Origin of the sequence: Solwaraspora sp. WMMA2080 (assembly GCF_027497395.1) — a bacterium.
Taxonomy (GTDB): domain Bacteria; phylum Actinomycetota; class Actinomycetes; order Mycobacteriales; family Micromonosporaceae; genus Micromonospora_E.
In genome coordinates, this window is sequence record NZ_CP114910.1 from 2,595,989 (window position 1) to 2,621,042 (window position 25,054).

General features: G+C 72.4%; 30 protein-coding genes. 10 read left to right on the plus strand and 20 right to left on the minus strand.

Annotated features, from left to right (window positions below):
- Positions 1–12 precede the first annotated feature (12 nt).
- From O7543_RS11850 to O7543_RS11880, 7 genes are all read right to left on the minus strand, one after another.
- Positions 13–174 carry a hypothetical protein gene (locus O7543_RS11850; RefSeq protein ID WP_281553776.1) on the minus strand — a complete coding sequence of 54 codons (162 nt, stop codon included), beginning with the start codon at positions 172–174 and terminating at the stop codon, positions 13–15.
- A gap of 90 nt (positions 175–264) precedes the next feature.
- Complete coding sequence (locus O7543_RS11855; RefSeq protein WP_281553775.1) at positions 265–1,317, minus strand: methionine synthase; 1,053 nt, start codon at positions 1,315–1,317, stop codon at positions 265–267.
- A 41-nt stretch (positions 1,318–1,358) separates the two neighbouring features.
- On the minus strand, positions 1,359–2,432 hold the full coding sequence (gene mnmA / locus O7543_RS11860) for a tRNA 2-thiouridine(34) synthase MnmA (protein WP_281555487.1): 1,074 nt from the start codon (positions 2,430–2,432) through the stop codon (positions 1,359–1,361).
- Positions 2,433–2,496: 64 nt separating this feature from the next.
- On the minus strand, positions 2,497–3,693 hold the full coding sequence (locus O7543_RS11865) for a cysteine desulfurase family protein (RefSeq protein WP_281553774.1): 1,197 nt from the start codon (positions 3,691–3,693) through the stop codon (positions 2,497–2,499).
- Positions 3,694–3,797: 104 nt separating this feature from the next.
- Positions 3,798–4,760, minus strand: coding sequence for an electron transfer flavoprotein subunit alpha/FixB family protein (locus O7543_RS11870; RefSeq protein WP_281553773.1), 963 nt, complete (start codon positions 4,758–4,760; stop codon positions 3,798–3,800).
- Positions 4,761–4,774: 14 nt separating this feature from the next.
- Positions 4,775–5,554, minus strand: coding sequence for an electron transfer flavoprotein subunit beta/FixA family protein (locus tag O7543_RS11875; RefSeq protein ID WP_281553772.1), 780 nt, complete (start codon positions 5,552–5,554; stop codon positions 4,775–4,777).
- 203 nt (positions 5,555–5,757) lie between these two features.
- Positions 5,758–6,162 carry a hypothetical protein gene (locus O7543_RS11880; RefSeq protein ID WP_278167647.1) on the minus strand — a complete coding sequence of 135 codons (405 nt, stop codon included), beginning with the start codon at positions 6,160–6,162 and terminating at the stop codon, positions 5,758–5,760.
- Between the two features lie 33 nt (positions 6,163–6,195).
- Between O7543_RS11880 and O7543_RS11885 the strand changes: the two genes are divergently transcribed.
- The 3 genes from O7543_RS11885 to O7543_RS11895 are packed head-to-tail and all read left to right on the plus strand — an operon-like array spanning position 6,196 to position 7,378.
- Positions 6,196–6,585 carry a DUF202 domain-containing protein gene (locus O7543_RS11885; RefSeq protein WP_281553771.1) on the plus strand — a complete coding sequence of 130 codons (390 nt, stop codon included), beginning with the start codon at positions 6,196–6,198 and terminating at the stop codon, positions 6,583–6,585.
- Entirely contained in the window at positions 6,578–6,916 is a 339-nt protein-coding gene (locus tag O7543_RS11890; RefSeq protein ID WP_281553770.1) for a DUF202 domain-containing protein, read from the plus strand. The genes O7543_RS11885 and O7543_RS11890 overlap by 8 nt, the downstream gene beginning before the upstream one ends.
- 36 nt (positions 6,917–6,952) lie before the next feature.
- A complete protein-coding gene (locus O7543_RS11895) occupies positions 6,953–7,378 on the plus strand; it encodes a PLD nuclease N-terminal domain-containing protein (RefSeq protein WP_281553769.1) in 426 nt (141 codons plus the stop codon).
- 39 nt (positions 7,379–7,417) lie between these two features.
- On the opposite strand, the gene O7543_RS11900 is transcribed toward O7543_RS11895, so the two are convergent.
- The 4 genes from O7543_RS11900 to O7543_RS11915 all read right to left on the minus strand — a co-directional run bounded on the left by O7543_RS11900 (position 7,418) and on the right by O7543_RS11915 (position 11,999).
- On the minus strand, positions 7,418–8,233 hold the full coding sequence (locus O7543_RS11900; RefSeq protein ID WP_281553768.1) for an ABC transporter permease: 816 nt from the start codon (positions 8,231–8,233) through the stop codon (positions 7,418–7,420).
- On the minus strand, positions 8,230–9,309 hold the full coding sequence (locus tag O7543_RS11905) for an ATP-binding cassette domain-containing protein (protein ID WP_281553767.1): 1,080 nt from the start codon (positions 9,307–9,309) through the stop codon (positions 8,230–8,232). Before O7543_RS11905 ends, O7543_RS11900 begins: the two co-directional genes overlap by 4 nt.
- 138 nt (positions 9,310–9,447) lie before the next feature.
- On the minus strand, positions 9,448–11,070 hold the full coding sequence (locus tag O7543_RS11910; protein ID WP_281553766.1) for an acetolactate synthase: 1,623 nt from the start codon (positions 11,068–11,070) through the stop codon (positions 9,448–9,450).
- Between the two features lie 155 nt (positions 11,071–11,225).
- Positions 11,226–11,999, minus strand: a complete 774-nt coding sequence (locus O7543_RS11915) for an enoyl-CoA hydratase-related protein (RefSeq protein ID WP_281553765.1) — start codon at positions 11,997–11,999, stop codon at positions 11,226–11,228.
- Positions 12,000–12,094: 95 nt separating this feature from the next.
- Here O7543_RS11915 and O7543_RS11920 point away from each other — a divergent pair, with 95 nt between their 5' ends.
- Together O7543_RS11920 and O7543_RS11925 are read left to right on the plus strand one after the other, a co-directional pair.
- Positions 12,095–12,664 carry a DUF6232 family protein gene (locus O7543_RS11920; protein ID WP_281553764.1) on the plus strand — a complete coding sequence of 190 codons (570 nt, stop codon included), beginning with the start codon at positions 12,095–12,097 and terminating at the stop codon, positions 12,662–12,664.
- Between the two features lie 4 nt (positions 12,665–12,668).
- On the plus strand, positions 12,669–13,436 hold the full coding sequence (locus O7543_RS11925; RefSeq protein WP_281553763.1) for a hypothetical protein: 768 nt from the start codon (positions 12,669–12,671) through the stop codon (positions 13,434–13,436).
- Positions 13,437–13,450: 14 nt separating this feature from the next.
- Here the strand turns inward: O7543_RS11925 and O7543_RS11930 are convergent, their stop codons facing one another.
- Positions 13,451–13,717, minus strand: a complete 267-nt coding sequence (locus tag O7543_RS11930; RefSeq protein ID WP_123600369.1) for a helix-turn-helix transcriptional regulator — start codon at positions 13,715–13,717, stop codon at positions 13,451–13,453.
- A gap of 77 nt (positions 13,718–13,794) precedes the next feature.
- On the opposite strand from O7543_RS11930, the gene map reads away from it, so the two are divergent.
- Together map and O7543_RS11940 are read left to right on the plus strand one after the other, a co-directional pair.
- The gene (gene map, locus O7543_RS11935) at positions 13,795–14,568 is read left to right on the plus strand and encodes a type I methionyl aminopeptidase (RefSeq protein WP_281553762.1); all 774 of its coding nucleotides are present in this window, start codon (positions 13,795–13,797) and stop codon (positions 14,566–14,568) included.
- A gap of 79 nt (positions 14,569–14,647) precedes the next feature.
- Complete coding sequence (locus tag O7543_RS11940) at positions 14,648–15,079, plus strand: DNA-binding protein (RefSeq protein WP_281553761.1); 432 nt, start codon at positions 14,648–14,650, stop codon at positions 15,077–15,079.
- 68 nt (positions 15,080–15,147) lie between these two features.
- On the opposite strand, the gene O7543_RS11945 is transcribed toward O7543_RS11940, so the two are convergent.
- The 4 genes from O7543_RS11945 to O7543_RS11960 all read right to left on the minus strand — a co-directional run bounded on the left by O7543_RS11945 (position 15,148) and on the right by O7543_RS11960 (position 18,613).
- Positions 15,148–15,555 (minus strand): YccF domain-containing protein, encoded by a 408-nt coding sequence (locus O7543_RS11945; protein ID WP_281553760.1) that lies wholly within the window; start codon positions 15,553–15,555, stop codon positions 15,148–15,150.
- A 96-nt stretch (positions 15,556–15,651) separates the two neighbouring features.
- Positions 15,652–16,542 (minus strand): ribokinase, encoded by an 891-nt coding sequence (locus tag O7543_RS11950; RefSeq protein ID WP_281553759.1) that lies wholly within the window; start codon positions 16,540–16,542, stop codon positions 15,652–15,654.
- Positions 16,543–16,554: 12 nt separating this feature from the next.
- On the minus strand, positions 16,555–17,352 hold the full coding sequence (locus O7543_RS11955; RefSeq protein ID WP_281553758.1) for an ABC transporter ATP-binding protein: 798 nt from the start codon (positions 17,350–17,352) through the stop codon (positions 16,555–16,557).
- An 85-nt stretch (positions 17,353–17,437) separates the two neighbouring features.
- Positions 17,438–18,613: an ROK family transcriptional regulator gene (locus O7543_RS11960; RefSeq protein ID WP_278167628.1), complete on the minus strand. Its 1,176-nt coding sequence runs from the start codon at positions 18,611–18,613 to the stop codon at positions 17,438–17,440.
- A gap of 179 nt (positions 18,614–18,792) precedes the next feature.
- Between O7543_RS11960 and O7543_RS11965 the strand changes: the two genes are divergently transcribed.
- Positions 18,793–20,244 (plus strand): glycoside hydrolase family 3 N-terminal domain-containing protein, encoded by a 1,452-nt coding sequence (locus O7543_RS11965; RefSeq protein ID WP_281553757.1) that lies wholly within the window; start codon positions 18,793–18,795, stop codon positions 20,242–20,244.
- 49 nt (positions 20,245–20,293) lie between these two features.
- Here O7543_RS11965 and ahcY read toward each other — a convergent pair whose 3' ends face one another.
- Positions 20,294–21,763 carry an adenosylhomocysteinase gene (ahcY, locus tag O7543_RS11970; protein ID WP_281553756.1) on the minus strand — a complete coding sequence of 490 codons (1,470 nt, stop codon included), beginning with the start codon at positions 21,761–21,763 and terminating at the stop codon, positions 20,294–20,296.
- A gap of 114 nt (positions 21,764–21,877) precedes the next feature.
- Positions 21,878–22,621, minus strand: coding sequence for an NADPH-dependent F420 reductase (locus tag O7543_RS11975; RefSeq protein WP_348650128.1), 744 nt, complete (start codon positions 22,619–22,621; stop codon positions 21,878–21,880).
- A 166-nt stretch (positions 22,622–22,787) separates the two neighbouring features.
- Here O7543_RS11975 and O7543_RS11980 point away from each other — a divergent pair, with 166 nt between their 5' ends.
- Positions 22,788–22,997 (plus strand): PadR family transcriptional regulator, encoded by a 210-nt coding sequence (locus O7543_RS11980; RefSeq protein WP_281555485.1) that lies wholly within the window; start codon positions 22,788–22,790, stop codon positions 22,995–22,997.
- Entirely contained in the window at positions 22,994–23,122 is a 129-nt protein-coding gene (locus O7543_RS11985; protein ID WP_281553755.1) for a hypothetical protein, read from the plus strand. The genes O7543_RS11980 and O7543_RS11985 overlap by 4 nt, the downstream gene beginning before the upstream one ends.
- A 15-nt stretch (positions 23,123–23,137) precedes the next feature.
- Here O7543_RS11985 and O7543_RS11990 read toward each other — a convergent pair whose 3' ends face one another.
- Together O7543_RS11990 and O7543_RS11995 are read right to left on the minus strand one after the other, a co-directional pair.
- Positions 23,138–24,445 (minus strand): NAD(P)/FAD-dependent oxidoreductase, encoded by a 1,308-nt coding sequence (locus O7543_RS11990; RefSeq protein ID WP_281553754.1) that lies wholly within the window; start codon positions 24,443–24,445, stop codon positions 23,138–23,140.
- 154 nt (positions 24,446–24,599) lie between these two features.
- Positions 24,600–25,016: a CBS domain-containing protein gene (locus O7543_RS11995; protein ID WP_281553753.1), complete on the minus strand. Its 417-nt coding sequence runs from the start codon at positions 25,014–25,016 to the stop codon at positions 24,600–24,602.
- Positions 25,017–25,054 lie beyond the last annotated feature (38 nt).

Below are 25,054 nucleotides of genomic sequence, written 5' to 3' on the forward strand. Positions count from 1 at the left end.
GTGGCGGCCCGGTCACTCGCCTTGGACGAGGTTGAACACGGCCACCCCGGCGCACCACAGGAAGCACAGCACGGAGACCACCACCAGCACGGCGACGATCAACCCGCGGTACACCCGCCACCAGCCGCGCCGACCGGCGGCCGGGTCACCGTCGCTGTCACCGTGGTAGCTCATCGCCGCCAACGGTAACCGTAGGCACACCCCGGGCGGCACTGTTCCACCGGCCGGACCCCACCGCACTCCACCGCCGGCCGCCGGCCGGGTTCAGCCCTCGGCCAGCCGCCGGCCAGCGTCGCGGCAGGCGGCCAGCGCGGCCCGGGCGTACGGCACGGCCGCCCCGGCCAGCCCGCACGCCGGGGTCACCACCACCTGGGCGGCGGCCCGCTCCGCCGGGAACCCCAGCTTCGACCAGAGGGTACGGACCTGTCCCGCCGCCCGCGCCGAGGCCGGTGCCGCCGCGCCGGTCGCTTCCCCGGTCGCCGGCACCACCCCGGCGAACAGCCCCATCCCGGCGTCGATCGCCTCACCGACCGGGTCCAGGTCGGTGAGCAGCTCCAGGTCGGCGGCGATCGCGACGGCTCCGGCGGCCCGCAGCAGACCCACCGGTACACCGGGGGCGCAGCAGTGCACCACTACCGGCACGCCGACTCCGGAGATCACCTCGGCGAGCAGGTCCCGGACGGTGCCGGCGACGACCGCCCGGTAGGTGTGCAGACCGCTGTCGGTGCGCAGCGTCCCGGCCAGCACGGCGGGCAGCGAGGGCTCGTCGAGTTGGAGCAGCAGCCGCGCGCCCGGCACCCGGCGTGACACCTCCGCGACGTGCTCCCGCAGGCCTTCGGTGAGCGACGCGGCGAGGTCACGTACGGCGCCGTGGTCGCGGACCAGCCGCCCACCGAGGCCGACGTCGAGAGCGGCGGCCAGCGTCCACACCCCGGCGGCCTGCAGCTTGACCGGCCCGGTGTAGCCGTCGGCCTGCTCGGTCAGCTGGTCGAGGTCCCGTTCCCGCAGGTCGAGTGCGCGGCGCAGGTCCCGGCCGGGTCGGGCGGCGACCCGCCACCGACCGGCGTACAGCTCGACCGGCAGGTCCACCAGGAAGGTGGCGCCGCGTCCGATCATCTCTGCCCCCGGCCCCCGGGCCGGCAGTTCGGGCAGGTGCGGCAGGCCCGGCAGTTCACCGAGGACGATCCGTTGCGCCTCGGCGACGTCGGTGCCGGGCAGCGAACCGATCCCGCTGGCGGCACCTGGCGGCCAGGGCCACGGTGAGTCCGTCGCAGGGACGGCCGGCTCCGGGCTGGACGGACTACGCGGGTCGGTCACGTCAGGTCACTCGCGTCGGTCACGTCCGCCGACTCTACCGGTCAGCCGGCGATGGTCGCCGAGCCGAGCACCACGTCGCCGGCCGGATCGGGCCGGTAGGCGACCATCGCCTGGCCGGCGGCGACCCCCCGGACCGGCCGGTGCAGCTGGGCGTGCATGCCGGCATCGGTCAGCTCGACCACCGCCGGGGTGGTCGACCCGTGCGCGCGCACCTGGAGCATCGCCTCGACCGGACCGGTTGGCCGGTCCCCGCCGATCCACACCGGGCGGACACCGGTCACCGCGTCGACGTCCAGCGCCTCGGCCGGGCCTACGGTCACCGTGTTGCTCGTCGGTGTGATCGACAGCACGTAGCGGGGTCGACCGTCCGGCGCGGGCACCCCGATGCCCAGGCCACGCCGCTGGCCGACGGTGAACGCGTACGCCCCGTCGTGGCGGCCGACAACCGCGCCGGTCGTCGCGTCGATCACGTCGCCCGGGACGTTGCCGAGCCGGTCGGCGAGGAATCCACGGGTGTCGCCGTCGGCGATGAAGCAGATGTCGTGTGAGTCGGGCTTGTCGGCCACCGCGAGCCCGTACCGCGCCGCCTCGGCCCGGACCTGCGCCTTGGTCGAGTCGCCGAGCGGGAACATCGCCCGGTCCAGCTGGGCCCGGTTGAGCACGGCGAGCACGTACGACTGGTCCTTGGCCAGGTCGACGCTGCGCCGCAGCAGACCGTCGGGGCCGAGCCGGGCGTGGTGGCCGGTGACCACCGCGTCGAACCCCAACGCCACCGCGCGGTCCAGCACCGCCGCGAACTTGATCTTCTCGTTGCAGCGCAGGCACGGATTGGGGGTACGCCCGGCGGCGTACTCGGCGACGAAGTCGTCCACCACGTCGCTGTGGAACTGCTCGGCCATGTCCCAGACGTAGAACGGGATGCCGATCACGTCGGCGGCCCGCCGGGCGTCCCGGGCGTCCTCGACGGTGCAGCAGCCACGGGCCCCGGTGCGGTACGTCTGCGGGTTGCGCGACAGCGCCAGGTGCACACCGGTCACGTCGTGCCCGGCGGCCACCGCCCGAGCCGCCGCCACCGCCGAGTCGACCCCGCCGGACATCGCCGCCAGCACTCGCACCGTACCCATCTCCTGCCTGATCGTCGCCTCGGTTCGAGGGTAATCGTCCCGCAGCGGCCCCGGGTCAGCCGGCGGCGGGCGGCGTCGCCTTCGTGCCGCGGACCGCGCCGGCCCGGCGGGCCCGCTCGACCGCACCGGGCAGGGCCGCCACCAGCGCGTCGACCTCGGCCCGGGTGGAGTCGTGGCCCAGGCTGAACCGCAGGGACGAGCGGGCTCGCTCGTCGTCGTCGGCCATCGCCAGCAGCACGTGCGACGGCTGCGCGACCCCGGCCGAACAGGCCGAGCCGGTCGAACAGGCGATGCCCTGGGCGTCGAGCAGCAGCAACAGTGCGTCGCCTTCGCAGCCGGGGAACGAGAAGTGCGCGTTGCCCGGGAGCCGGTCGGCCGGGTCACCGTTGTAGATCACGTCCGGTACCACCTGGCGTACCCGTCGGACCAGGTCGTCGCGGAGCGCACCGACCCGCGCCGCGTGCTCGGCCTGGCGTTTCACCGCCACCTCCACGGCGACCGCGAACGCGGCGATCCCGGCGGTGTCGACCGTGCCGGAGCGGACGTCGCGCTCCTGGCCACCACCGTGCAGCAGCGGGGTGCAAGTGACGTCCCGGCCGAGCAGCAGGGCGCCCACGCCGGCGGGGCCGCCGAGCTTGTGACCGCTGACGGTCAGCGCGGCGGCGCCACTGGCGGCGAAGTCGACCGGAACCTGACCGACCGCCTGGACCGCGTCGGTGTGCAGCGGTACGCCGGCCCGCGCGGCCATTGCCGCGACGGCGGCGACCGGTTGCACTGTGCCGACCTCGTTGTTCGCCCACATGACGGTGACCAGGGCCAGCTCGTCGGCGGCGGCGTCCAGCTCGGCCTGCACGGTGGCGTCGTCGACCCGACCGGTAGCGTCCACCGGCAGCCAGGTCACCTGGGCCTGCCCGTGCTCGGCGAGCCACTGCACGGCGTCGAGCACGGCGTGGTGCTCGACGGTGCTGGCCAGGATCCGCCGCCGGGCAGGATCCGCCGCCGAACGTGCCCAGAAGATTCCCTTGACCGCGAGGTTGTCGCTCTCCGTGCCGCCGGCGGTAAAGATCACCTCGGACGGCCGGGCGCCGAGGGCGGCGGCGACCCGCTCCCGGGCCTCCTCGACCGTACGCCGGGCCGCCCGTCCGGCGGCGTGCAGTGACGACGCGTTACCGACCCGGCGGGCGGTGGCGACGTAGGTCTCCACCGCCTCGTCGAGCATCGGCGTGGTCGCGGCGTGGTCGAGATAAGCCATCACCAGCAAGCCTATCCGCCGGGTCGGGTCCGGCGGATAGGCGGCCGGACCCGATCAGTCAGGTCGGTACGGCGGTGGCCGCGACGCCCTGCGGGACGGTCACCTCACTTGCGCTTGCGGATCTCCTCGGCCGCCTGCGGGACCACCTTGTTCAGGTCACCAACCACACCGAAGTCGGCGAGCTCGAAGATCGGCGCCTCACCGTCCTTGTTGACCGCCACGATGGTCTTCGCGGTCTGCATCCCGGCCCGGTGCTGGATCGCCCCGGAGATGCCCAGCGCCACGTACAGCTGTGGGGAGACGGTCTTGCCGGTCTGCCCCACCTGGAACTGATGCGGATAGAACCCGGAGTCGACCGCGGCCCGGGAGGCGCCCACCGCGCCGCCGAGCAGGTCGGCGAGCTCCTCGACCAGTTTGAAGTTGTCGCCGCTGCCGACACCGCGCCCGCCCGAGACGACCACGGACGCCTCGGTGAGCTCCGGCCGGGAGCCGGACTGCTCGGCGACCCGCTCGACCACCTTGGCCAGCTTGTCGGAGTCGGCGACCTGCACCTGCACCTGCTCCACCTGCGGGGTGGCCGGGGCCGGCTCGGGCGCCACCGAGTTGGGCCGCAGCGTCACCAACGGCAGGCCCCGGGTGACCCGGGAAGTGACGATGGTGGCGCCGGCGAACGCGATCTGGGTCGCCGTGCCGTCGGCGGCCAGGTCGACCACGTCGGTCAGCAGGCCGTTGTCCAGCCGTACGGCGAGCCGACCGGCGATCTCCTTGCCCTCCTGCGAGGAGGCGAGCAGCACCGCGCCGGGCTGCACCCGGCCGATCAGCTCGGCCAGCACGGTCACCTTCGGAGCGACCAGGTAGCCGTCGATCTCCTCGCTCTCGGCGGCGTACACCTTGCTGGCGCCGTACTCACCGAGCTTGTCGGTCATCGCGGCGGCCGCACCCGGCCCGCCGAGCACCACCGCGGACACCTCGCCGCCCAGCTTACGGGCCAGGGTCAGCAGTTCCAGGGTGACCTTCTTGACGCCGAACTCACCGGTGGCCTCGACGACAACGAGAACCTCAGCCATGTCAACCTCCCCGCTCACACGAACTTCTCGGACGCCAGGAACTCGACCAGCCGTACGCCGGCCTCGCCGTCGTCGACGACCTTCTGCCCCGCCGACCGTGGTGGGCGCTTGTGGTGCTCGACGACCTCACTGGTCGCCCCGTCGAAGCCGACCTCGCTGGCGGCCACCCCCAGATCGGCCAGGGACAGGCTCTGCACCGGCTTCTTCTTCGCCGCCATGATCCCCTTGAACGAGGGGTAGCGCGGCTCGTTGATGGTGTCCCACACCGAGACCACCGCCGGGGTGGCGGCGCTGACCACCTCGTAGCCCTCTTCGCTCTGCCGTTCGACGGTGAGCGTGCCGCCGTCGACGGTCAGCTTGCGGGCGCCAGTCAGGGCGGCGATGCCGAGCCGTTCGGCGAGCATGTGCGGCATCACCTGCACCCGCCCGTCGGTGGACTCGGCACCGCAGAGGATCAGATCCGCCCCGAGGGTGCCGAGCGCCGCGGCGAGGACCTTGGAGGTGGCGACCGCGCAGGAGCCGTGCAGGGCGTCGTCGACGACGTGCACCGCCTTGTCCGGCCCCATCGACAGCGCCTTGCGGATCGACTCGGCCGCGCGGTCCGGGCCCATGGTGAGGATGGTCACCTCACCGCCGTTGGCCTCCCGCAGCCGCAGCGCCTCCTCGATCGCGTACTCGTCCATCTCATTGATCACGTTGTTGGCCGACCCGCGGTCGACGGTGTTGTCGTCACCGCGCAGGGCGCGTTCCGCGCCGGAATCGGGCACCTGCTTGACGAGTACGACGATGTTCATCGCGCTTCGACACCCCTCCTGTAGGTGGTGCTGCTCTACCACTCTCGGCGCAGCCTGCCGCTTTCCTTAACGATCGGTCAACCGAGCACCGCTGTGGAATGCCCCACCCGCCATGTTACCCGCAAGTAGCCAAGGGCCAAACGGCCCCACCGACGGGCCGGCCGGACCGTACGACCGCCCTGGTCAGCAGGGGGACGGACCGGTCAGGAGGGAGTGGCCAACGCCTGCCTGATCTTGGAGATCATCGCCGTCTCCGCCGGGTCGACCCCGGACGCGGCCCGCGCTACCCGGTCGACCGCCTCGGTCACCGCCGACCGGTAGTGCTCCAGGTCGTGCGGGGCCTTCGCGGTGAGCACCGCCACCGACTGCCGCAGCGCCGGCAGCACCAACTGCTCCACCGCCTCCGGCGTGTCCCGTGCCAACTTGGGCAACTCGCCGCTGGTCAGCACGTCGTTCACCAGACCCGACGTCCCGGCGAACACGTCCGAGGCAGCGAAGCTCTCCCGGACCATCGACACCAGCCCCGGGTCCGCAGCCGACACCAGGTAGACGGCACCGAAAGCACCGGTCTTCAGTGTGCTGCGCTCGTCATCGGTCAGCTCGGCCACAGACGGTGAGTCTAGTCGGCGATAATGATCCACGTGTGGAGTGCGCTGCGCCGGTGGTTCGATCCCCAGCAGCTGCGCCGGGTCGGCACCGCGCCCGACTACCGGTTCTCGCTGGCGAACGAGCGGACCTTCCTGGCCTGGATCCGGACCGCCCTGGCGTTGGTCGCCGGCGGGCTGGCCATCGCGCAGTTCCTGCCTGAGCTGTCCGTGGCCCACCTTCGGGAAGGGCTGGCGGTGACCCTGCTGCTGCTCGGCGGGACCGTCGCGCTGCGGGCGGTCGACCACTGGTCCCGTACCGAGCGGGCCATGCGGTTGGGCACCGACCTACCGGCGTCCCGGTTTCCGGCGTTCCTCGCGATGTGTGTCGGTGTCGGTGCCACCGCGTTGACCATCGTCGTGCTGGTCGAGGCGGCCAGTGGCTGATCCCACCGACCCGCCGGCCCGCGAGCACGGACCGCCGGCCCGGGACCCCGGTCTGCAGCCCGAACGGACCCGGCTGGCCTGGCGGCGGTCGGCTCTGGCGCTCACCCTGGTGGTGGCGCTCACCATGCGGCTGGCCGTCGAGCGGGGCGGAGCCGCCACGCTGCTCGGTCTGTTCGCGGTGATCGGTTGGGCCGGGCTGATCGGCCACGCCTACCGGCACGCCAGCGGCCCACGACGTCCGGCAGCCGGACAGATCAGCACGGAGGTGCCCCTGCTGGGGCTGGTCACCGCCGGTTACGCGGCGCTCGGCGCCATCCTGATCCTCAGCTGACTAGGCTGAGCCCGCCGGGCGGGGCATCATTGCGGGATGGCCCGCGTGTTCATCCTGCTCTTCATGCTCCACGTCGTGCTCATGGCGGTGGCGCTGATCAGCTGCCTCTCAGCGGAGAAAGGTGACGTCCGCGCCCTGCCGCGCCTGCTCTGGGTGCCGGTCATCATCGTCATCCCACTCCTCGGGCCGGCCGCCTGGTTCCTCAGCCGCCGGCCCGGCTTCGGCAGCCCGTCACCGCTCGGCGGCGTCCCCAGACCGACCGGTACCCCGCCACCGCGCAACCGTCCGACGGCCCCCGACGACGATCCCGAGTTCCTGCGCGCGCTCGACGCCGAAAGGTCGAAGCAGGATCGCGAGCTCTTCGAACGGTGGGAGGAGGACCTGCGCCGCCGGGAGGACGACCTGCGCCGCCGGGACGCCGCAGACCCCCGGGAGGACCGCCGGCCCGAGTCAGGCGCCTGACCCGGGCAACCCGAGCGGCCCGCCCGGAGGGTGGTCAGGTCAGACCCGGCGCTTGAACCGGGCGAGCGCCAGCGGCGCGAACACCGCCGCGATGCCGGCTGCCCAGAGCAGCGAGAAGCCGACCGGGCCGGCGGCGGGCGCGCCACTGAGCAGGCCACGCAGGCCGTCGGCGAGGATCGTCACCGGGTTGACCTCGACCCAGGCCTGAAGCCAGCCCGGCATAGTCTCGGTCGGCACGAATGCGTTACTGGTGAAGGTCAGCGGAAAGATCACCATGAAGCCGAAGATCTGCACCTTCTCCGGCTCGCTGACCATCACCCCGACCAGCACCGAGATCCACGACGCGGCCAGGGTGAAGGCCAGGATCAGCGCGAACGCGCCGAGCAGGCCGACCGGACCACCTTCGACCCGGTAGCCGAGGATCATCCCGACACCCAGCAGCAGCAGCACCGACCAGGCCTGCTTGACGGTGTCGGCCAGGATCCGCCCGGCCAGCGGCGCCCACCGGGCGATCGGCAACGACCGCAACCGGTCGAACACCCCCTTGGTGAGGTCGGTGTTCAGCCCGAACCCCGTGGTCATCGTCGCGAAAAGGGCGTTCTGCACGATGATTCCCGGCAACGCGAAGGTCAGATAGTCCCCCGGCGTGCCGGCGATCGCGCCGCCGAACACGTAAGTGAACAGCAGCAGGAACATCAGCGGCTGGACGCTGAGATCGAGCAGCTCCAATGGATTGTGCTTGATCTGCACCAGGCTCCGCCAGGCCAGGGTGCGGGTGTGCCGCAGCCCGGCCACCGGGCTGACCCACTGGTGCCGCCCGGACAGCTCGGACGTGGTGGCGGTGGTGGCGGTCAACGGATTCCCTCCATGGTGTCGGCGGTCGGCTGTGCTCCCGTACCGGCCGGCCCGGTCGCCGGTGTCGGGCGCTCGCCGGAGCCGGTCTCCGAGCCGCCGGGGCCGGTCGCAGAACCGGTGCCGGTCGGCGATCCGCCGGAGCCCGGATCGGCCCGGTGGCCGGTGAGCGACAGGAAGACCTCGTCCAGGCTTGAGCTGCGCAACGCCAGCTCACCCACCTTCACCCCGGACTCGTCGAGTCGGCGGACCACCGCCGGCAGCAGGTCCGCATCGGCGGTGCTCACCGTCACCGTGGTCTGGGCCAACGACGGCTCGTTGCCGGACAGCTCCCGCAGCGCGGTCAGCACCGTCGGCAACTGTTTTGGATCGGTCGGGCGCACCGCGAGGACCTGGGCACCGGTCTTGGCCTTCAGCTCCTCCGGCGTACCGCCGGCGATCACCCGACCGTGGTCGACCACGGCCAACTCGTCGGCCAGCTGGTCGGCCTCCTCCAGGTACTGGGTGGTGAGCAGCACCGTCACGCCACCGGCGACCAGCCCACGGACCAGCTCCCACAGCTCGTTGCGGCTGCGCGGGTCCAGCCCGGTGGTCGGTTCGTCGAGGAACAGCACCTGTGGCCGTCCCACCAGGCTGGCCGCCAGGTCGAGCCGGCGGCGCATACCGCCCGAATAGGTCTTGGCCGCGCGATCGGCGGCGTCGGTGAGTTGGAACTCGGCCAGCAGTTGCCGGGCACGGGAGCGCGCGTCCCGCCGGGACGACCCCAGCAACCGACCGATCATGATCAGGTTTTCCACGCCGGTCAGCGTCTCGTCGACCGAGGCGTACTGCCCGGTCAGTCCGATCGACTGACGGACCTGGTGAGCCTGGCCGACCACGTCGAAGCCCAGTACCCGGGCGTGCCCGGCGTCCGGCCGCAGCAGGGTCGCGAGCACCCGGACCGCAGTCGTCTTGCCGGCACCGTTCGGACCGAGCAGGCCGAACACGGTGCCGGTACGGACCGCGAGATCCACCCCGGCCAACGCGGTCGTCGCGCCGAACCGCTTGACCAGGCCCTCGGCCCAGATCGCGTGCGACATCCTCACTCCTGTCGTTTGTCTGCAGACCCACAATGAACGACAGGACCGACATTCCGCCAAGCATTTGCCGACCAGACCGGGGTCGGCGACCTCTCAGAGCCAGGTCCGACCAGCGCTCAGGCCAACTCCGACCAGGGGTCAGGCCAGGTTCGACGAACGCGGATAGGCGTCCTCCGGGTCGGTCACCACATTGACCAGGTACGGCACCCCGGCGTCGAAGGCCCGGCGCAGCGCCGGACCGATGTCGCCGGCCTTGGTCACCGTCTCCCCCGCGCCGCCCAGCGCCCCGACTATCTCGTCGTAGCGCAGCCCCGGCTGCAGGTCGGCGGCGACATCGTAGCCGTACATGGCGCGCATCGGGTGCTTCTCCAGCCCCCAGATGCCGTTGTTACCGACCACGATCACCACCGGCAACTTCTGCCGGGCCAGCGACTCGACGTCCATCAGCGAGAAGCCGGCTGCACCGTCGCCCATCAGCACGCAGACCTGCCGGTCCGGGTAGGTGAGCCGAGCACCCATCGCGTAGCCCATCCCGGTGCCCAGGCAGCCGTACGGGCCGGGGTCGAGCCAGCTGCCCGGCACCGACGGCTCCAGGTAACGGCCGGCGTACGAGACGAAGTCACCACCGTCGCCGATGGTCACGGCGTCCGGGTCGAGCACCGCCCGCAGCTCGCCGTAGATCCGCGACGGGCGGATCGGGTCGGACCCGGCGGCGAGCTCGGCCGCGTCCCGCGCCCGGGCCTGCTCCTCGGCGGCGCGCAGGTCGGCCAGCCAGCCGGTGTGGTCGGCCCGGTCGCCGGTGTGGTCGGCGAACGCGGACAGGATCAGCCGCAGGTCACCGGCGGGCGAAACGGCCGGCTGCACGTGGGTCGCCCGCTGGCCCGGCGCGTCGACGACGTGCACCACCTGGGCGGTGCCGAAGTCACCGAAACTGAGCCGGAAGTCCAGCGGGGTGCCGATCACGACCACCACGTCGGCCCGGCCGAACGCGACCCGCCGCGCCTTCGCGAAGGCCAGCGGGTGCCCCGGCGGCAGCGACCCACGCCCCATGCCGTTGGTGAAGACCGGCACCTGCAGCGCCTCGGCGGCCTCCCGCAACGCCGCGACGGCGTCCCCGGCGTACACGTCGGAGCCGGCGACGATCACCGGACGGTCGGCGGCGGCGATCAGCCGGGCCGCGCGGGCGACCTCGTCCGGGTCGGGCTCGACCACCGGCACCGCGGCGGCGGTCGGCGCGGTCACCTCGGCGGTCGAGAAGATCACCTCCAGCGGCAGGTCGAGAAAGGCCGGGCCGCGGTGCGGGGCGAGCGCGGCGGACAGCGCGGCACCGACCGCGGCCGGTACGTCGTCCGTCGCGGCGACCGTGGCGGCGTGCTTGGTGACCGGGGCGACCAGCGGTACGTGGTCGATCTCCTGCAGGCTGCCCGACCCCCAGCGGAACGCCGGTGCCCGGCCACCGAGCACCAACACCGGCGCGGCGTTGAAGAAGGCGCTGGTCAGACCGGAGATGCCGTTGGTGACGCCGGGGCCCGCGGTGAGTGCGGCGAGCCCGGGGCGGCGCTGCAGTTTCGCCACCGCCTCGGCGGCGAAGACGGCGGTCTGCTCGTGCCGTACGTCGTAGATCGGGAAGTCGGCGGCGTGCGCGGCGTCGTACAGCGGGAAGATGTGGCCACCGGAGAGGGTGAACAGCTCACGTACGCCGTACGCCTGCGCGGCGGCCAGTGCCAACGTCCCGCCGTGTCCCTCGATCCGTTCCACCATCGTCGATGCCTCCCGTCGCCCCGGGCCCGCCCGGCCGGCGCACCCCCGAGCAGGTTACCGCTCAGTCACTTAGCCCGGCACCCACGCGCGTCCGGCACCGCCGACACCAAGCCGGTCGGGGTACGGCGGAGGGGTCGGTCGAGGGCCGGTACGGGCTAGCGACCGGTGAAGTCGGGCTTGCGCTTGGCGACGAACGCCGCCATCCCCTCGGTGCGGTCGTCGGTGGCGAACAGGCCGGCGAACAGCTGGCTCTCCCAGGCCAGGCCGGAGGCGAGGTCCATCTCCAGGCCCCCGTCGATGGCCAGCTTGGCCGCCCTGACAGCCTGGGCCGGGCCGGTGACGAACGGTCGCACCATGTCGAGTGCCGCCATGTACACCTGGTCGGCCGGGACGACGCGGTCGGCCAGGCCGATCCGCTCGGCCTCGGCGGCGGCGACCATCCGTCCGGACAGGATGATGTCCTTGGCGCGGGCCGGGCCGACCAGCCGAGCCAACCGCTGGGTGCCGCCGGCACCGGGGATGACCCCCAGCTTGATCTCCGGCTGGCCGAGTTTGGCGTCCTCGGCGACCACCCGCCAGTCGCAGGCCAGGGCCAGCTCACAGCCGCCGCCGAGGGCGTAGCCGGTGATCGCGGCGACCACCGGTTTCGGGATCCGGGCGACCGCGTCGAACGCGCTGGACAGCTGCGCCGCGCGGGCCGCCATGTCCACGTACGACATGTCGGCCATCTCTTTGATGTCAGCCCCGGCGGCGAAGACCTTCTCACCGCCGTAGACCACGACGGCGCGCACCCGCTCGTCGTCGGCGACGGTACGCGCGGCCTCGCGCAACTCCTCCTGCACCGCCGCGTTGAGCGCGTTCATCGGCGGCCGGGCCAGCCGGATGGTGGCAATCCCCTGCTCGACCTCGACCAGCACCAACTCCGGCACGGCGGACCTCCCCATCGACGTCGCGTTCTGGGACAGCCTACGGGGAACACCGGAGAGTGGGTAACGTGATCCACAACGTGAGGGAGGGCAGGCGGATGACCACCTACTACGATGACAAATCCGTACGGATCACCTCCACAGAGATCCGGGTGGACCAGCACCGACATCCGCTCACCCAGGTGCACCGGATCTGGCAGCGGCGGGGTGCCCGCTCGTGGAGCGCCCTGGCCGGCCGGGGCATGGTCGGCGTCGCCTTCCTGGCCCCGGTGGCGACCGCGCTCCTCGGCCTGGTCACCGCGCTGACCATCGACGCCTCGCCGACCGTCACCATCGCGCTGATCGGCGGATCGATCCTGGTCGGGCTGGTCATCATCCCGATCGCGGACCTGCTGCTCGGGCTGCTCGACGACTCCTACGACCGGGGCGCGCACCTGCTCGAACTCTGGGCCGACGTACGGGGCGCTCCGGTGCTGCTGGTGTCCGACCGGGACGCGCTGCGGGTGGGACGCATCCATCGCGCGCTGCGCCGTGCGGTCGAGGCCGCACTGGCGTCGCAAGCGCCTGCTCCGGTCCGGGCCGCTCCGGCCCGCCGGGCGCTACCCCGGCCCACGCCCGGCGGTGCCGACCGGCGCGCCAGCGGTGGTGGCCGGCGCACCGCACAATAGGGAGATGCCGCTCCCGCTGCCGTCTCCGGCGAGTCTCATCGCACTGACCAGATCCACCGTCGGGCAGGTCGCCGGTGCGGTGACCGGCGCGGCCGGACGGGCCACCGGCCAGGCCGGTGAGGTGGCGACCTGGATGGGCCGGCTCACCTCCGAGTACGCCGCCGTGCCGTCGCGCGCGTTCGCCGTACTGGATGAGATCGAGGCTCTGGTGCAACGGGTCGGCACCGTGGTCGACCGGGTCGAGGTGCTGCTCGACCGCAGTGAGCGGGTGGTCGCGGAGGCGGAGGAGGCGACGCTACGGGTGGAGGCGATCGCCACGGCGGCGACCGACGCGGTGGCGGCCGCGACCCGGGTGGCGGCCGCCGCGCAGACGCTGCTCACCGATGCCGACCGGGTGGCGGTGGGGGCCGGTCGGGTGGTGGGGCGCAGCGAGGAGATCGCCGACCGGTCGGTCGAGCTGATCGGCGAGTACGAGCCGGCGCTGCGCCGGGGTGCCCCGATGGCCCGGCACTTCGTCGAGCAGTTGAGCGAGGACGAGGTGGACGCGGCGGTCCGGCTGGTCGACGAGCTGCCCCGGCTGACCCAGCATCTCAAGGCCGACGTGCTGCCGATCCTGGCCACCCTGGACCGGGTCGGGCCGGACATCCACGACCTGCTGGAGGTGACCCGGGACCTGAAGTTGGCGGTGGCCGGCATCCCAGGTCTGCGGATGTTGCGCCGCCGGGGAGCGGACCGGCTCGGTGAGGACGAGGCCCTGCCGTCGGGTGAGTGAGCGCCAGGCCAGCGCTAGGACGCCTGGCGGACGGGCATCTCGGCCAGCCAGACGTCGGCCAGGTCACCGAGGGGGACGTCGAGGGCCTGGCTGAGCCGGACCACGGTGCCGAACGCCGGTGCCGGAAGCCGGCCCGCTTCGATCTTGCGCAGCGTCTCGGGGGAGATCCCGGCCGCCAGCGCCACCTCGACGAGGCTGCGGCCGGCCCGCGCGACCCGCAGCGCGGCGCCGAGTCGCTGGCCTGCGGCGATCTGTTCGGCGGTGAGTGGTTGGCGAACCATGCCCAGCAGGATAGCCCTCCGGAGCGCCCTCGATTCGGCGTGGTATAAAAATACCACAGAGGGAGAGGGAGTCTGTCGTGATCGAGCTCAAGTCCGCCCAGGAGATCGACCGGATGGCGATCACCGGCCAGTTCGTCGGCGAACTGCTCGCCGAGCTGAGCGGTGTCGCCGCAGTCGGCGTCAACCTGATGGACATCGAACACCACGCCCGGCGGCGGATCGCCGAACGCGGCGCCGAGTCCTGCTACTGGGACTACGCCCCGTCGTTCGGCCGCGGTCCGTTCCGCAACGTGCTGTGCCTGTCGGTCAACGACGCGGTGCTGCACGGCCTCCCGCACGACTACGTGCTGCGCGACGGTGACCTGCTCAGCATCGACATGGCGGTCGGCATCGACGGCTGGGTGGCCGACTCCGCGGTCTCCGTCATCGTCGGCACCCCCGATCCGGCCGATCTGCGGCTGATCGAGGCGACCGAGGTCGCCCTCGCGGCGGCGATCGCCGCCGCCCAGCCCGGCGGCCGGCTCGGCGACGTCTGCGCCGCGATCGGCGACGTCGCCGGTTCGTACGGCTACGGCGTCAACGGCGAGTTCGGCGGTCACGGCATCGGCCGCACGATGCACGAGGACCCGCACGTCGCCAACACCGGCCGCGCCGGCCGTGGTATGCGGCTCGACCCCGGCCTGACCATCGCGATCGAGCCCTGGTTCTGCCACTCCACCAACAAGATCAGGTACGACGAGGACGGCTGGACGATCCGCTCCGCTGACGGCTCCCGTACCGCCCACTCCGAACACACCGTCGCCATCACACCGTCCGGTCCCCGGGTCCTGACCGGCCGCCCGACCCCCTGACCGGAGCAACACGATTGCTAAACGTTCTGTTGAAAACGTTGAGTTGACATCGGTGCGTTGGCGTGCTTGAGTCGACACTGTGACCACCGACGACCTGTTCACCCCGCCCGACGCGGCGCAGTCGCGGGCGCACCGCCGGCACGCTGCCCTGCTCCGGATCGCTGAGCGGCACGCCGACACCACCGCGCGGCGGCACCGCCATCTGCACCCGCAGGTGGTCGACCCGTACGAGGCGGTACGGCTGGCACTCAGCCTGGCCAGTGGCGGCGCCAAGGCCGACCCGGACGAGCCGGAGCTGGACGTCAGCGACCTGATCGCGGCACTGACCCTGGTCGCCCCGGTCCGCGCCGACCTCGACGCCGTCGAACTGGGCCTGCTGGAGGCCGCCCGGAGCCGGGGACTCACCTGGCAGGCGATCGCCTTCGGGCTCGGCCTGGGCACCGCGCAGGCTGCCCGGCAGCGCTACGAACGACTCGCCGGACGCAGCGGTCCGGCCGGCGAAGCCGACTGATCAGTGCGGGTCAGCGCCGGTGCCGATCACCTGACCGGCACCGGGCAGGGACTCGCTGGCCGGCTGGGTCAGGCGTGGACCAGCACCGGTCGACGCAGGTCCTCGACGTCAACGATCTCCCGGCCCAGCGGCCAGAACGCCGCCGGCACCAGCTTGAAGTTGGCGATGCCGAACGGAATGCCGATGATCGTCAGACAGAGCGTCACGCCGGTGACGATGTGGGTGAGCGCCAGCCACCAGCCGGCCAGCACCACCCAGAGGATGTTCGCCAGCCCGGAGCCGATCCCCGCCCCCGGCTTCGCGACCAGCGTCCGGCCGAACGGCCAGAGGGAGTAGTAGGCCAACCGCAGCGACGCCACCCCGAACGGGATCGTGACGATCAGCACGAAGCAGACGAGGGCTGCCACCGCGTACCCGAGGCCGAGCACGATGCCGCCGCCGAAGATGAGCCAGAGCAGGTTGAGAATGACTCGCATGTCTCGATGATCCCGCATCCGCGCCACCCGGCACCGGCGGTTCGTGATCAGCGGTCTGTTGGTAGACCGACCAGGCGTGGCCGGGCGGGCGGGCGGTCAGCCGGCCAGGGCGTCGATCTCGGCGCGCTGCGGCAACGACACCGAGGCCCCCAACCGGCGTACGCAGGCCGCACCGGCCGCCGACGCCCACCGGACCGCGGACACCAGGTCCCGCCCCTCGCCCCAGGCGACCGCGAGCGCGCCGGTGAACGCGTCACCGGCGGCGGTGGAGTCCACCGTCTCGACCGGGAAGGCCGGCACGTGGTGCACCGTACCGTCGCGGTCGGCGAACCAGGCACCCTCGGCACCCAGGGTGAGCACCGCCCGACGGACCACCGTCAGCAGCGCCGCCGGGTCCTCCCGCCCGGCGCCGACGACCGCCCGCGCCTCGGCATCGTTGACCACCAGCAGATCCACCGCGTCGAGCAGTTCGGCCGGCAGCTCGCGCGCCGGGGCGGCGTTGAGGATCACCCTGGTGCCCGCACCGCGAGCCGCCGCCGCGGCGGCCAGCACCGTCTCCAGCGGGATCTCCAACTGCGCCACCAGCACGTCGGCGTCGCGCACCGCCGCCAGCTCCGGCTCGGTGAGCCCACGGAACGCCGCGTTGGCGCCCGGGGTGACGACGATCGCGTTCTCGCCGGCCGCGTTGACCATCACGACCGCGACGCCGGACGGCCCGTACACCACCCGCAGCTGGCTCGTGTCCACCCCGGACCGGGCGATCCGGCCGGTCAGGGTGACGCCGAACGCGTCCGAGCCGACCGCGCCGAGGAACACGCAGTCGCCACCGGCGCGGGCCGCCGCGATCGCCTGGTTGGCGCCCTTGCCGCCGGGCACCGTGACGAAGTCGGTGCCGAGCAGGGTCTCCCCCGGCGACGGCAGTCTCGGCGCGGTCGCGACCAGGTCCATGTTCGCGCTGCCCACCACCGCGATCCGCGGCGCTGTCACCACGTCCTCCGCTCAGCCGGCCCGGGCGGTGAACCGCTGGCCCGCCCGCTCGACGACCAGCTGCACACCGAACGTCTCCGACAGGTGTTCGCCGGTGATCGTGGCCGCCAACTCGCCGGCCGCGACGACGGTGCCGCCGCGCAGCAGCAGGGCGTGGGTGAAGCCCGGCGGGATCTCCTCCACGTGGTGGGTGACGAGCATCAACGCCGGGGAATCCGGGTCCTGGGCGAGGACCCCGAGCCGGCCGACCAGCTCCTCGCGGGCACCGAGGTCGAGCCCGGCCGCCGGCTCGTCGAGCAGCAGCAGCTCCGGATCGGTCATCAGCGCCCGGGCGATCTGCACCCGCTTGCGTTCGCCTTCGGAGAGGGTCCCGTACTCGCGCTGCGCCAGCCCGGCCACGCCGAACTGGCCGAGCAGCTCCTGCGCCCGGCCCACGTCGAGCTCGTCGTAGCGCTCCCGCCACCGGCCGACCACCGACCAGGCGGCGGTCAGCACCACGTCGAGCACCCGCTCGGTGCCGGGGATCCGCTCGGCGAGCGCGGCGGTGGTCAGCCCGATCCGGGTCCGCAGCTCCGCCAGGTCGGTGCGCCCCAACTGCTCGTCGAGGACCCGGACGGTGCCGGTCGTCGGGTGCAGCCGGCCGGCGGCGAGGCTGAGCAGGGTGGTCTTGCCGGCACCGTTCGGGCCGAGCACCACCCACCGCTGGTCGGGCTGCACCCGCAGGGTGATGTCCTGCAGCAGGGCCGTGCCGGAGCGGGTCACGCCCACTGAGTCGAGCTCGATCACCAGGTCGTCAGCAACGGTAGGCACCGGACCATCCAATCACGCCGTGGGTGGTGCCGCCCCACCTGGCCGTGCCGGGGTGGCCGGCACCACCCGACGGGTGTCCCCGGGGTCAGGCCACGGTGGATCCGAAGACCTCGTCGCGGGCGGCGTCGAGGGCGGTCCGCAGGGCACCCTGCAGCACCGGCTCCTCGGTCAGCTCGGTGACCACGACCCGGGGGGCGACCAGGGTGATCGCGGCGACTTCGTGCTGCACCCGTTCGGCCAGGGCGCTGCCACCGGCCTGGCCGACCTCGCCGGTCAGCACGACCAGCGGCGGGTCGAGCACCACGCAGCTGCTGGCGACGCCGAGCGCGAGCCGGCGGGCCAGCTCGTCGAGCAACGGCCCGCCCCGGGTGCCGGCGGCGATCGCGGCCCGCACCGCGTCGCCCGCGCTGGCCGCCCGGAACCCGTGTTCGCGGGCCACCGCCCGGACCGCGTCGGCACCGGCGAGCTGCTGGAAGGCCGGCTTGGCGCGGCGGGAGACGTCGCGCGGGATCGGTGCGCCGGGCACCGGCAGGTAGCCGATCTCACCGGCCGCGCCGGTGCTGCCGTGGTGCAGCCGGCCGCCGAGCATGATCGCCAGGCCGACCCCGACGCCGGCCCAGACCAGCACGAAGTCGGGCACGTCGCGGGCGGCGCCGGCGTGTGCCTCGGCGACTGCGGCGAGGTTGACGTCGTTTTCGAACACGACGGTGGTGTCCAGGTCCTCGCGCAGGGCGGCGAGCAGGCCGCGGTGCCAGCGCGGCAGGTTGTACGCGAAGGTGATGTCGCCGTTGGCCGGGTCGACCAGGCCGGGGGTGCCCAGCACCACCCGCCGTACGCTGGCCAGCTGGGTCTCGGCGCTGCTGGCGGCCTGCACGACCGCGTTGTGCACCACACCGACCGGGTCGTCGGTGTCCCTGGTGGACTGTTCGACCCGGCCGATCACCGATCCGGTGATGTCGGCGCAGGCGGCCACCACCCGGTCCGGTCCGACGTCGACTCCGACGACGTGCGCGCTGGCCGGCTGTACGGCGTACAGCTGGGCGTTGGGGCCCCGGCCTCCGGCCTGCTCGCCGACCCGGGTGACCAGCCCGCGCCCTTCCAGTCGCTCGACCAGCTGCGACGCCGTCACTTTGGACAGTCCGGTCAGCTCGCCGAGTTGCGCCCGGGTGAGTGGTCCGCGGGCGATGAGCAGCTCCAGCGCCGCCCGGTCGTTGAGCGCTCGCAGCAGCCGGGGTGTGCCGGGCAGGCGCGGGGAACCCATGTGGTCGTCCTCTAGCATTTAGGAAAGTTAACTATTATCTTGGCATCCGCAACGGAAGTAGCCGTAGCGTAGTCGCCGGTGACACCCTCGGCGGTCGGACGACCCGGCACTCACCGGCAACGAACAGTGCCTCCCCGGTGCGTCACTCGGACCGCGGAGACGCCACGGAGGGGGAGAACATGCCGAACGACCAGGCTCTGCGGCGACTGGCGCTGCGCACCCTGCTCGCCGCCTACCCCGGCACCACCGTCCCGCAGTGGGCGGTGGACCTGGTCGGCGACGGGCTCGCCGGACACACCCTGTTCGGCGGCAACGTGGACCGACCCGGGCAGTTGCGGGCCGCCACCGACGCGCTGCGGGCCGCCCGGGCCGACGTGCTGGTCGCCATCGACGAGGAGGGCGGCGACGTGACCCGGCTGGCGCACGCCACCGGCAGCCCGTACCCCGGCAACGCGGCGCTCGGCGCGGTCGACGACCCGGCGCTGACCCGGCAGGTCTACCGGGCGATCGGCGACGAGCTCGCCACCTGCGGGGCGAACCTCGATCTGGCACCGACCGTCGACGTGAACACCGCCGACGACAACCCGATCATCGGCACCCGGTCGTTCGGGGCCGATCCGGCGCTGGTCGCCACGCATGCGGCGGCGGCCGTCGCCGGGCTGGCCGACGCCGGGGTCGCCGGCTGCGCCAAGCACTTCCCCGGCCACGGCGCCACGGTCACCGACTCGCACCTCGAACTGCCCACTGTCGACGTACCGATGGCGGTGCTGCGCCGGCGGGACCTGCCGCCGTTCGCCGCCGTGGTCGAAGCCGGCACCCCGGCGATCATGACCGCGCACATCCGGGTCCCGGCGTTGACCGGCGACGCGCCGGCCACCTTCAGCCGGGCCGCGCTGACCGGCCTGCTCCGCGACGAGTACGGCTTCGTCGGGGTGATCGTCACCGACGCGCTGGAGATGCGCGGCGCCACGCTGGCCGCCGGTGGGATCGTGCCGGCGGCGGTCGCCGCCCTGGCCGCCGGTGCCGACCTGCTCTGCATCGGCGCCCGCGTCGACCACGCACTGGTCGAACGGGTCGCGGCGGGCATCGTCGCCGCGATCGGCGACGGGACACTGCCGGTCGGCCGGGTCGAGCAGGCGGCCGACCGGGTGACCGCGCTGGCCGCCGTGGTCCGGCCGGCGGCGGATGGAACCGCCGGCCCGGCCGACCTGGGGTACGCCGCCGCCCGCCGCGCCGTCCGGGTGGAAGGCACCCTCGACGGGCTGGCCGACGCACTGGTGGTGCAGCTGACCGCCGGCTCGACGATCGCCGAGGGTCGGGTGCCGTGGGGCCTCGGACCGCACCTCGGCCACGCCCGGCAGCTGCGGGTGGCACCGGCCGAGGTGACCGCCGAGCAGGTCGCGACGGCCGCCGACGGCCGGCCGTTGGTGCTGGTCGGCCGGCACCTGCACCGGGTGCCCGGTGCCGGTGACCTGATCGAACGGCTGGCCGCCCGGCACCCGGTCGCGGTGGTGGAGATGGGCTGGCCATCGGCCTGGCGCCCGGCCGGGGTGCGTGCCTTCGTCACCACCTACGGTGCGAGTCACGCCAATGGCCGGGCCGCCGCCGAGGCCCTCGGCCTGGCCGCCTGAGTACGCCGTCGGAGCACACCGTTTCGCGGTGCGCTCCGACGGCCGTGGGTCAGTAGCGGTAGTGCTCCGGCTTGTACGGGCCGGCCACGTCGACGCCGATGTAGTCCGCCTGGGCCTTGGTGAGCACGGTCAGCTTGGCGCCGAACGCGTCCAGGTGCAGCCGGGCCACCTTCTCGTCGAGGTGCTTGGGCAGCACGTACACCTGCTTGCCGTACTCGCCGATCTTGGCGTACAGCTCAACCTGGGCGATGACCTGGTTGGAGAACGACGTCGACATCACGAAGCTCGGGTGACCGGTCGCGTTGCCGAGGTTCAGCAGCCGCCCCTCGGAGAGCACGATCACCGAGTGGCCGTCCGGGAAACGCCACTCGTCCACCTGCGGCTTGACGTTGACCTTCTCGATCCCCGGCAGCTTCGCCAGGCCGGCCATGTCGATCTCGTTGTCGAAGTGCCCGACGTTGCCGACGATCGCGTTGTGCTTCATCCTCGCCATGTGGTCGGCCAGGATGATGTCCTTGTTACCGGTGGTGGTGATGAAGATGTCACCCCGCTCGACGACGTCGTCCAGGGTCACCACGTCGAGACCGTCCATCGCCGCCTGCAGCGCACAGATCGGGTCGATCTCGGTCACCACGATCCGGGCCCCCTGGCCGCGCAGCGACTCCACGGCACCCTTGCCGACGTCGCCGTAGCCGCAGATCACCGCGAGCTTGCCGGCGATCATCACGTCGGTGCCCCGGTTGATCCCGTCGACCAGCGAGTGGCGGATGCCGTACTTGTTGTCGAACTTGCTCTTGGTGACCGAGTCGTTGACGTTGATCGCCGGGAAGAGCAGGTTGCCCTCGCGGGCCAGCTCGTAGAGGCGGTTCACACCGGTGGTGGTCTCCTCGGAGACCCCGATGATCGGCTTGGCCATCTCGGTGTACTTGGTCGGGTTCGCGGCCAGCGAGCGGCGCAGCGTCTCCAGGATGATGCCGTACTCGACCGAGTCGGTTTCCGAGGTGGAGGGCACCGCGCCGGCCTCCTCGAACTGCTTGCCGAGGTGGATCAGCAGGGTCACGTCGCCGCCGTCGTCGACGATCGAGTCCGGTCCGCTGCCGTCCGGCCAGGTGAGCATCTGCTCGGTGCACCACCAGTACTCGTCGAGCGTCTCACCCTTCCAGGCGTACACCGCGACACCCTGCGGGTTGTCGACCGTGCCGTTCGGGCCCACGACGACCGCCGCGGCGGCCTGGTCCTGGGTGGAGAAGATGTTGCAGGAGACCCAGCGCACGTCGGCCCCGAGCGCGGTCAACGTCTCGATCAGCACCGCCGTCTGCACAGTCATGTGCAGCGATCCGGCGATCTTGCGGCCCTTGAACGGCTGCTGGGCGGCGTACTCACGGCGCAGTGCCATCAGCCCGGGCATCTCGTGCTCGGCGAGCTCGATCTCCTTGCGACCGAAGGTCGCCAGGGACAGGTCGGCGACCTTGAAGTCGCTGACCGATCCGGCGCTGTCGGCGGTCAGAGTGACGGTCACTAGAACTCCTCGGGTTTAAACGGATGCGTCCGTCCTGCCGGACACGGCACGCACGACACCCGTCCACCATACGGCCAGGGTGGCGCGTTTCCCGACCCGAGGGCGAAGCCGCAGTCAGTCGCGGGCGAGCGCGAAACCGACCGTCGGACCGGCACCGCCGCCGTAGGCGACCTGGATGAGCAGCGCGGCGACCGGCTCCAGGTAGCGGGCGCTGGACAGCGGGCCGGCGTCGACCGTGTCGAAGCCCAGCTGGGTGCCGAGTTCCTGGACGGTCTTCCTGGCGGCCAGGTCGTCGCCGGCGACCGGCACCGACTGCCGTACGCCGCCGAGCACCGGCCGGGCGTGGTTCGGGGCGAGCACGGTGTTGAACGCCTTCACCACGTTGGCCGCCGGAACCATCGCGGCGACCTGCTCGGCGGCGGATGTGTCGTGCCCGATCCGCAGCGACATGTGGTCCGGACCGAGCGGGTTGGTCACGTCGATCACGGTGCTGCCGGCCAGCGCGTCGGCGACCGGCCCGGTGAGCGTGTCACCGATATCGGTGAACGGCACCGCCAGTACGACCAGCTCGGCGTCGGCGGCCTGGGCCGCGTCACCGGCGGTCACCCCGGTGCCGGCGGTGGCCTCGGCCAGCCGCGGCGAATCCGGGCTGGACGCAGAGATCGTCACCTGGTGACCGACCTCGGTCAGCCGCCGGGCCAGGGCCGAGCCGACGTTGCCGGCGCCGATGATGCCGATGTCCATCATTGTCTCCCTCTCCGACGGGTCGCCACTGTCGATCGGGTACCCGCCGGCCCGGCACGGAAACAGCGGCGCACCGGAAACGGCACCGTACGAAACAGCGGACCGGGGATAGATAGCAGCGCTATCTAGATAGCGCTGCTATCTTTCTGGCCGTGGATCAGGAACGGCGGGGCCAGTTGCTGCGCGGGGTGCTCGACCTCTGCGTGCTCGCGGCGCTGCACCGGCACGAGTCGTACGGCTAGAGCTGGCCCAGTCGCTGCAGGCGGCCGGGCTCGGGCCGATCAAGGGCGGCACGCTCTACCCCGTACTGCTCCGGCTGCAACGGACCGGCCTGGTCGACGCCCGGTGGCGCGCCGGCAGCAGCGGCCCGGCCCGCAAGTACTACCGGCTGACCGAGTCCGGTGCGCAGCGGCTGCGCCAGACCACCGCCGACTGGCGGTCCTTCGCCACCGGTGTCGACACGATCCTGCAGGAGGTGACCACCTCGTGAACCAGCAGACCTGGCTGGCCGCACTGACCGGCGAACTGCACCGGCACGGCATCGACCGCGAGTTGGCCGGACACGTCGTCGCGGAGGCCGCGGCCCACCCCCGACCCCACCTACGGTTCGGCTGACAGCCCCGTACCGGATCAGCGGCCGACCGGGTGCACCAGCTCCGGCGACGCGGTGTCCAGCGGCACCGCCGACGGCGGCACCAGACCGAGCTGCACACCCTGGCGCGACAGCAGCGACTCCAACGTCCAGTCGGCCGCCACCCGGATCCGGTTGCCCGGGATCGACGCCAGGTGGTAGCCCCGGGTCACCGCCTTGGCCAGCGGGCCGGAGATCGGCACGTGCAGCGGATTCGCCGCCGCCTGCGCGCCGCCGAGGTCCACCACGAACCCCAGATCCTTGTGCCGGTACGGGCGGAACGAACCGTGCCCGTACGACGCGGCGACGTTCTGCGCGGCCAGCTTGCCCTGCCGGACGGCATGCTGAGCGGTCATCGGGGTGACCTCGCCCGGCCGGTTCGGGTCGGGCACCGCGGCGGCGTCACCGCACGCGTACACCTCCGGATGCTGCGGTACGGCGAGGAACTCGTCGACCACCAGCCGGCCCTTCAGAGTGGTCAGTCCCAGATCGTCCACCACCGGATCGGGGCGCACCCCGACACACCAGATCAGCGACCGGGTCGGGATGAACTCCCCGTCGGACAGGTGCACCCCGTCGCTGGTCGCCTCGCGGACCGAGGTGCCGAACCGGGTCTCGACGCCCCGCGCGTCGAGGACCTTCTGCGCGGTGACCGACATCCGCTGGTCCAGCTCGGGCAGCACCCGGTCGGCCAGGTCGAGCAGCAGCCAGCGCACCTGCTGGCCGGCCAGCCGGGGATGCCGGCGGACCAGCAGGTCGGTGGCGGTCACACAGTGCGCCGCGACCTCGGTTCCGGTGTATCCGGCCCCGACCACGACGAAGGTGCATCGGGCGGCCCGCTCGGCCGAATCGTCACTGAAGTCGGCGAGTTCGATCTGCCGGGTGAGGTGGTCGCGCAGGTAGAGCGCCTCCGGCAGGGTCCGGAAGCCGTGCGCGTGCTCGTTGGCGCCGGGGATCGGCAGCAGCTTGTTGACACTGCCGATGGAGACGATCAGCCGGTCGTAACTCAGCTCGGCCCGGTCGCCCTCACCGTCGACATAACAGATCCGCCGGCCCGGCAGGTCGATCTGGTCGATCTCGCCGAGCACCACCCGTACGCCGGGCAGGGTGTCCGGCAGCGAGACGGTGACCCGGCGGGGCTCCAGCACACCCGAGGCGACCTCGGGCAGCAGCGGCACGTACAGGAAGTAGTCGGTCGGGTTGATCAGGACGATCTCGGCGGACCCCCGGGCCAGCCGGGACAGGGTACGGGCAGCCTGGTAGCCGGCGAAGCCGGCACCCGCGATGACGATCCGTGGTCGCTTCATGCTGCACTCCGATCTGGGTGGGTGGGCGCAAACGGGTGTCCCCGTGTCTGCCGGACCCGGGCGCCGGGGAGACCGGGCAGACCTGTCGGGGACACCCACCAGAGGGTTTCCGGCGCCGCCAGCCGGCCCGGTGGGCGCGGCAGCGGTCCGGTGGTCAGTTGTTCGGGTCGTCGGTGCTGATGTCGGCCAGCACCGAATCCGGTTCCCACTCGACGGCGAGGTCACCCATGGAGACCACGCCGACCAGGCGGCCGTCGTCGACCACCGGCAGTCGCCGTACCGAGTAGGTCCGCATCAGCTCGGCGGCCGCGACGGCGTCGTCGTACGGCGACACCACCACGACGTCCTCGGTGATGATCTGGCTGAGCTGGGTCATCGACGGATCCATCTCGGATGCCACCGCCCGGACCGTGATGTCCCGGTCGGTCACGATTCCTCGGATATCGCTCCCGTTGGTGACGATGATGTCGCCGATGTCGGCGTCCCGCATCTGCCGCGCCGCCGCCGTCAACATGTCGCTGGCGTCCATGGTGAACGGGCGGGCCGTCATGAACTCTCCGACGGTCGTCATCACGCACTCCTCTCGGTGTCGGCGCCGTCTTCGGGGTA

Coding starts and splice junctions, on each gene's coding strand:
- O7543_RS11850 (WP_281553776.1), bottom strand. CDS start 174: ATGAGCTACCACGGTGACAGCGACGGTGACCCGGCCGCCGGTCGGCGC.
- O7543_RS11865 (WP_281553774.1), bottom strand. CDS start 3,693: ATGGCTTATCTCGACCACGCCGCGACCACGCCGATGCTCGACGAGGCG.
- O7543_RS11870 (WP_281553773.1), bottom strand. CDS start 4,760: ATGGCTGAGGTTCTCGTTGTCGTCGAGGCCACCGGTGAGTTCGGCGTC.
- O7543_RS11875 (WP_281553772.1), bottom strand. CDS start 5,554: ATGAACATCGTCGTACTCGTCAAGCAGGTGCCCGATTCCGGCGCGGAA.
- O7543_RS11895 (WP_281553769.1), top strand. CDS start 6,953: ATGGCCCGCGTGTTCATCCTGCTCTTCATGCTCCACGTCGTGCTCATG.
- O7543_RS11905 (WP_281553767.1), bottom strand. CDS start 9,309: ATGTCGCACGCGATCTGGGCCGAGGGCCTGGTCAAGCGGTTCGGCGCG.
- O7543_RS11910 (WP_281553766.1), bottom strand. CDS start 11,070: ATGGTGGAACGGATCGAGGGACACGGCGGGACGTTGGCACTGGCCGCC.
- O7543_RS11920 (WP_281553764.1), top strand. CDS start 12,095: ATGACCACCTACTACGATGACAAATCCGTACGGATCACCTCCACAGAG.
- O7543_RS11925 (WP_281553763.1), top strand. CDS start 12,669: ATGCCGCTCCCGCTGCCGTCTCCGGCGAGTCTCATCGCACTGACCAGA.
- O7543_RS11930 (WP_123600369.1), bottom strand. CDS start 13,717: ATGGTTCGCCAACCACTCACCGCCGAACAGATCGCCGCAGGCCAGCGA.
- O7543_RS11945 (WP_281553760.1), bottom strand. CDS start 15,555: ATGCGAGTCATTCTCAACCTGCTCTGGCTCATCTTCGGCGGCGGCATC.
- O7543_RS11960 (WP_278167628.1), bottom strand. CDS start 18,613: ATGGGTTCCCCGCGCCTGCCCGGCACACCCCGGCTGCTGCGAGCGCTC.
- O7543_RS11965 (WP_281553757.1), top strand. CDS start 18,793: ATGCCGAACGACCAGGCTCTGCGGCGACTGGCGCTGCGCACCCTGCTC.
- O7543_RS11990 (WP_281553754.1), bottom strand. CDS start 24,445: ATGAAGCGACCACGGATCGTCATCGCGGGTGCCGGCTTCGCCGGCTAC.
- O7543_RS11995 (WP_281553753.1), bottom strand. CDS start 25,016: ATGACGACCGTCGGAGAGTTCATGACGGCCCGCCCGTTCACCATGGAC.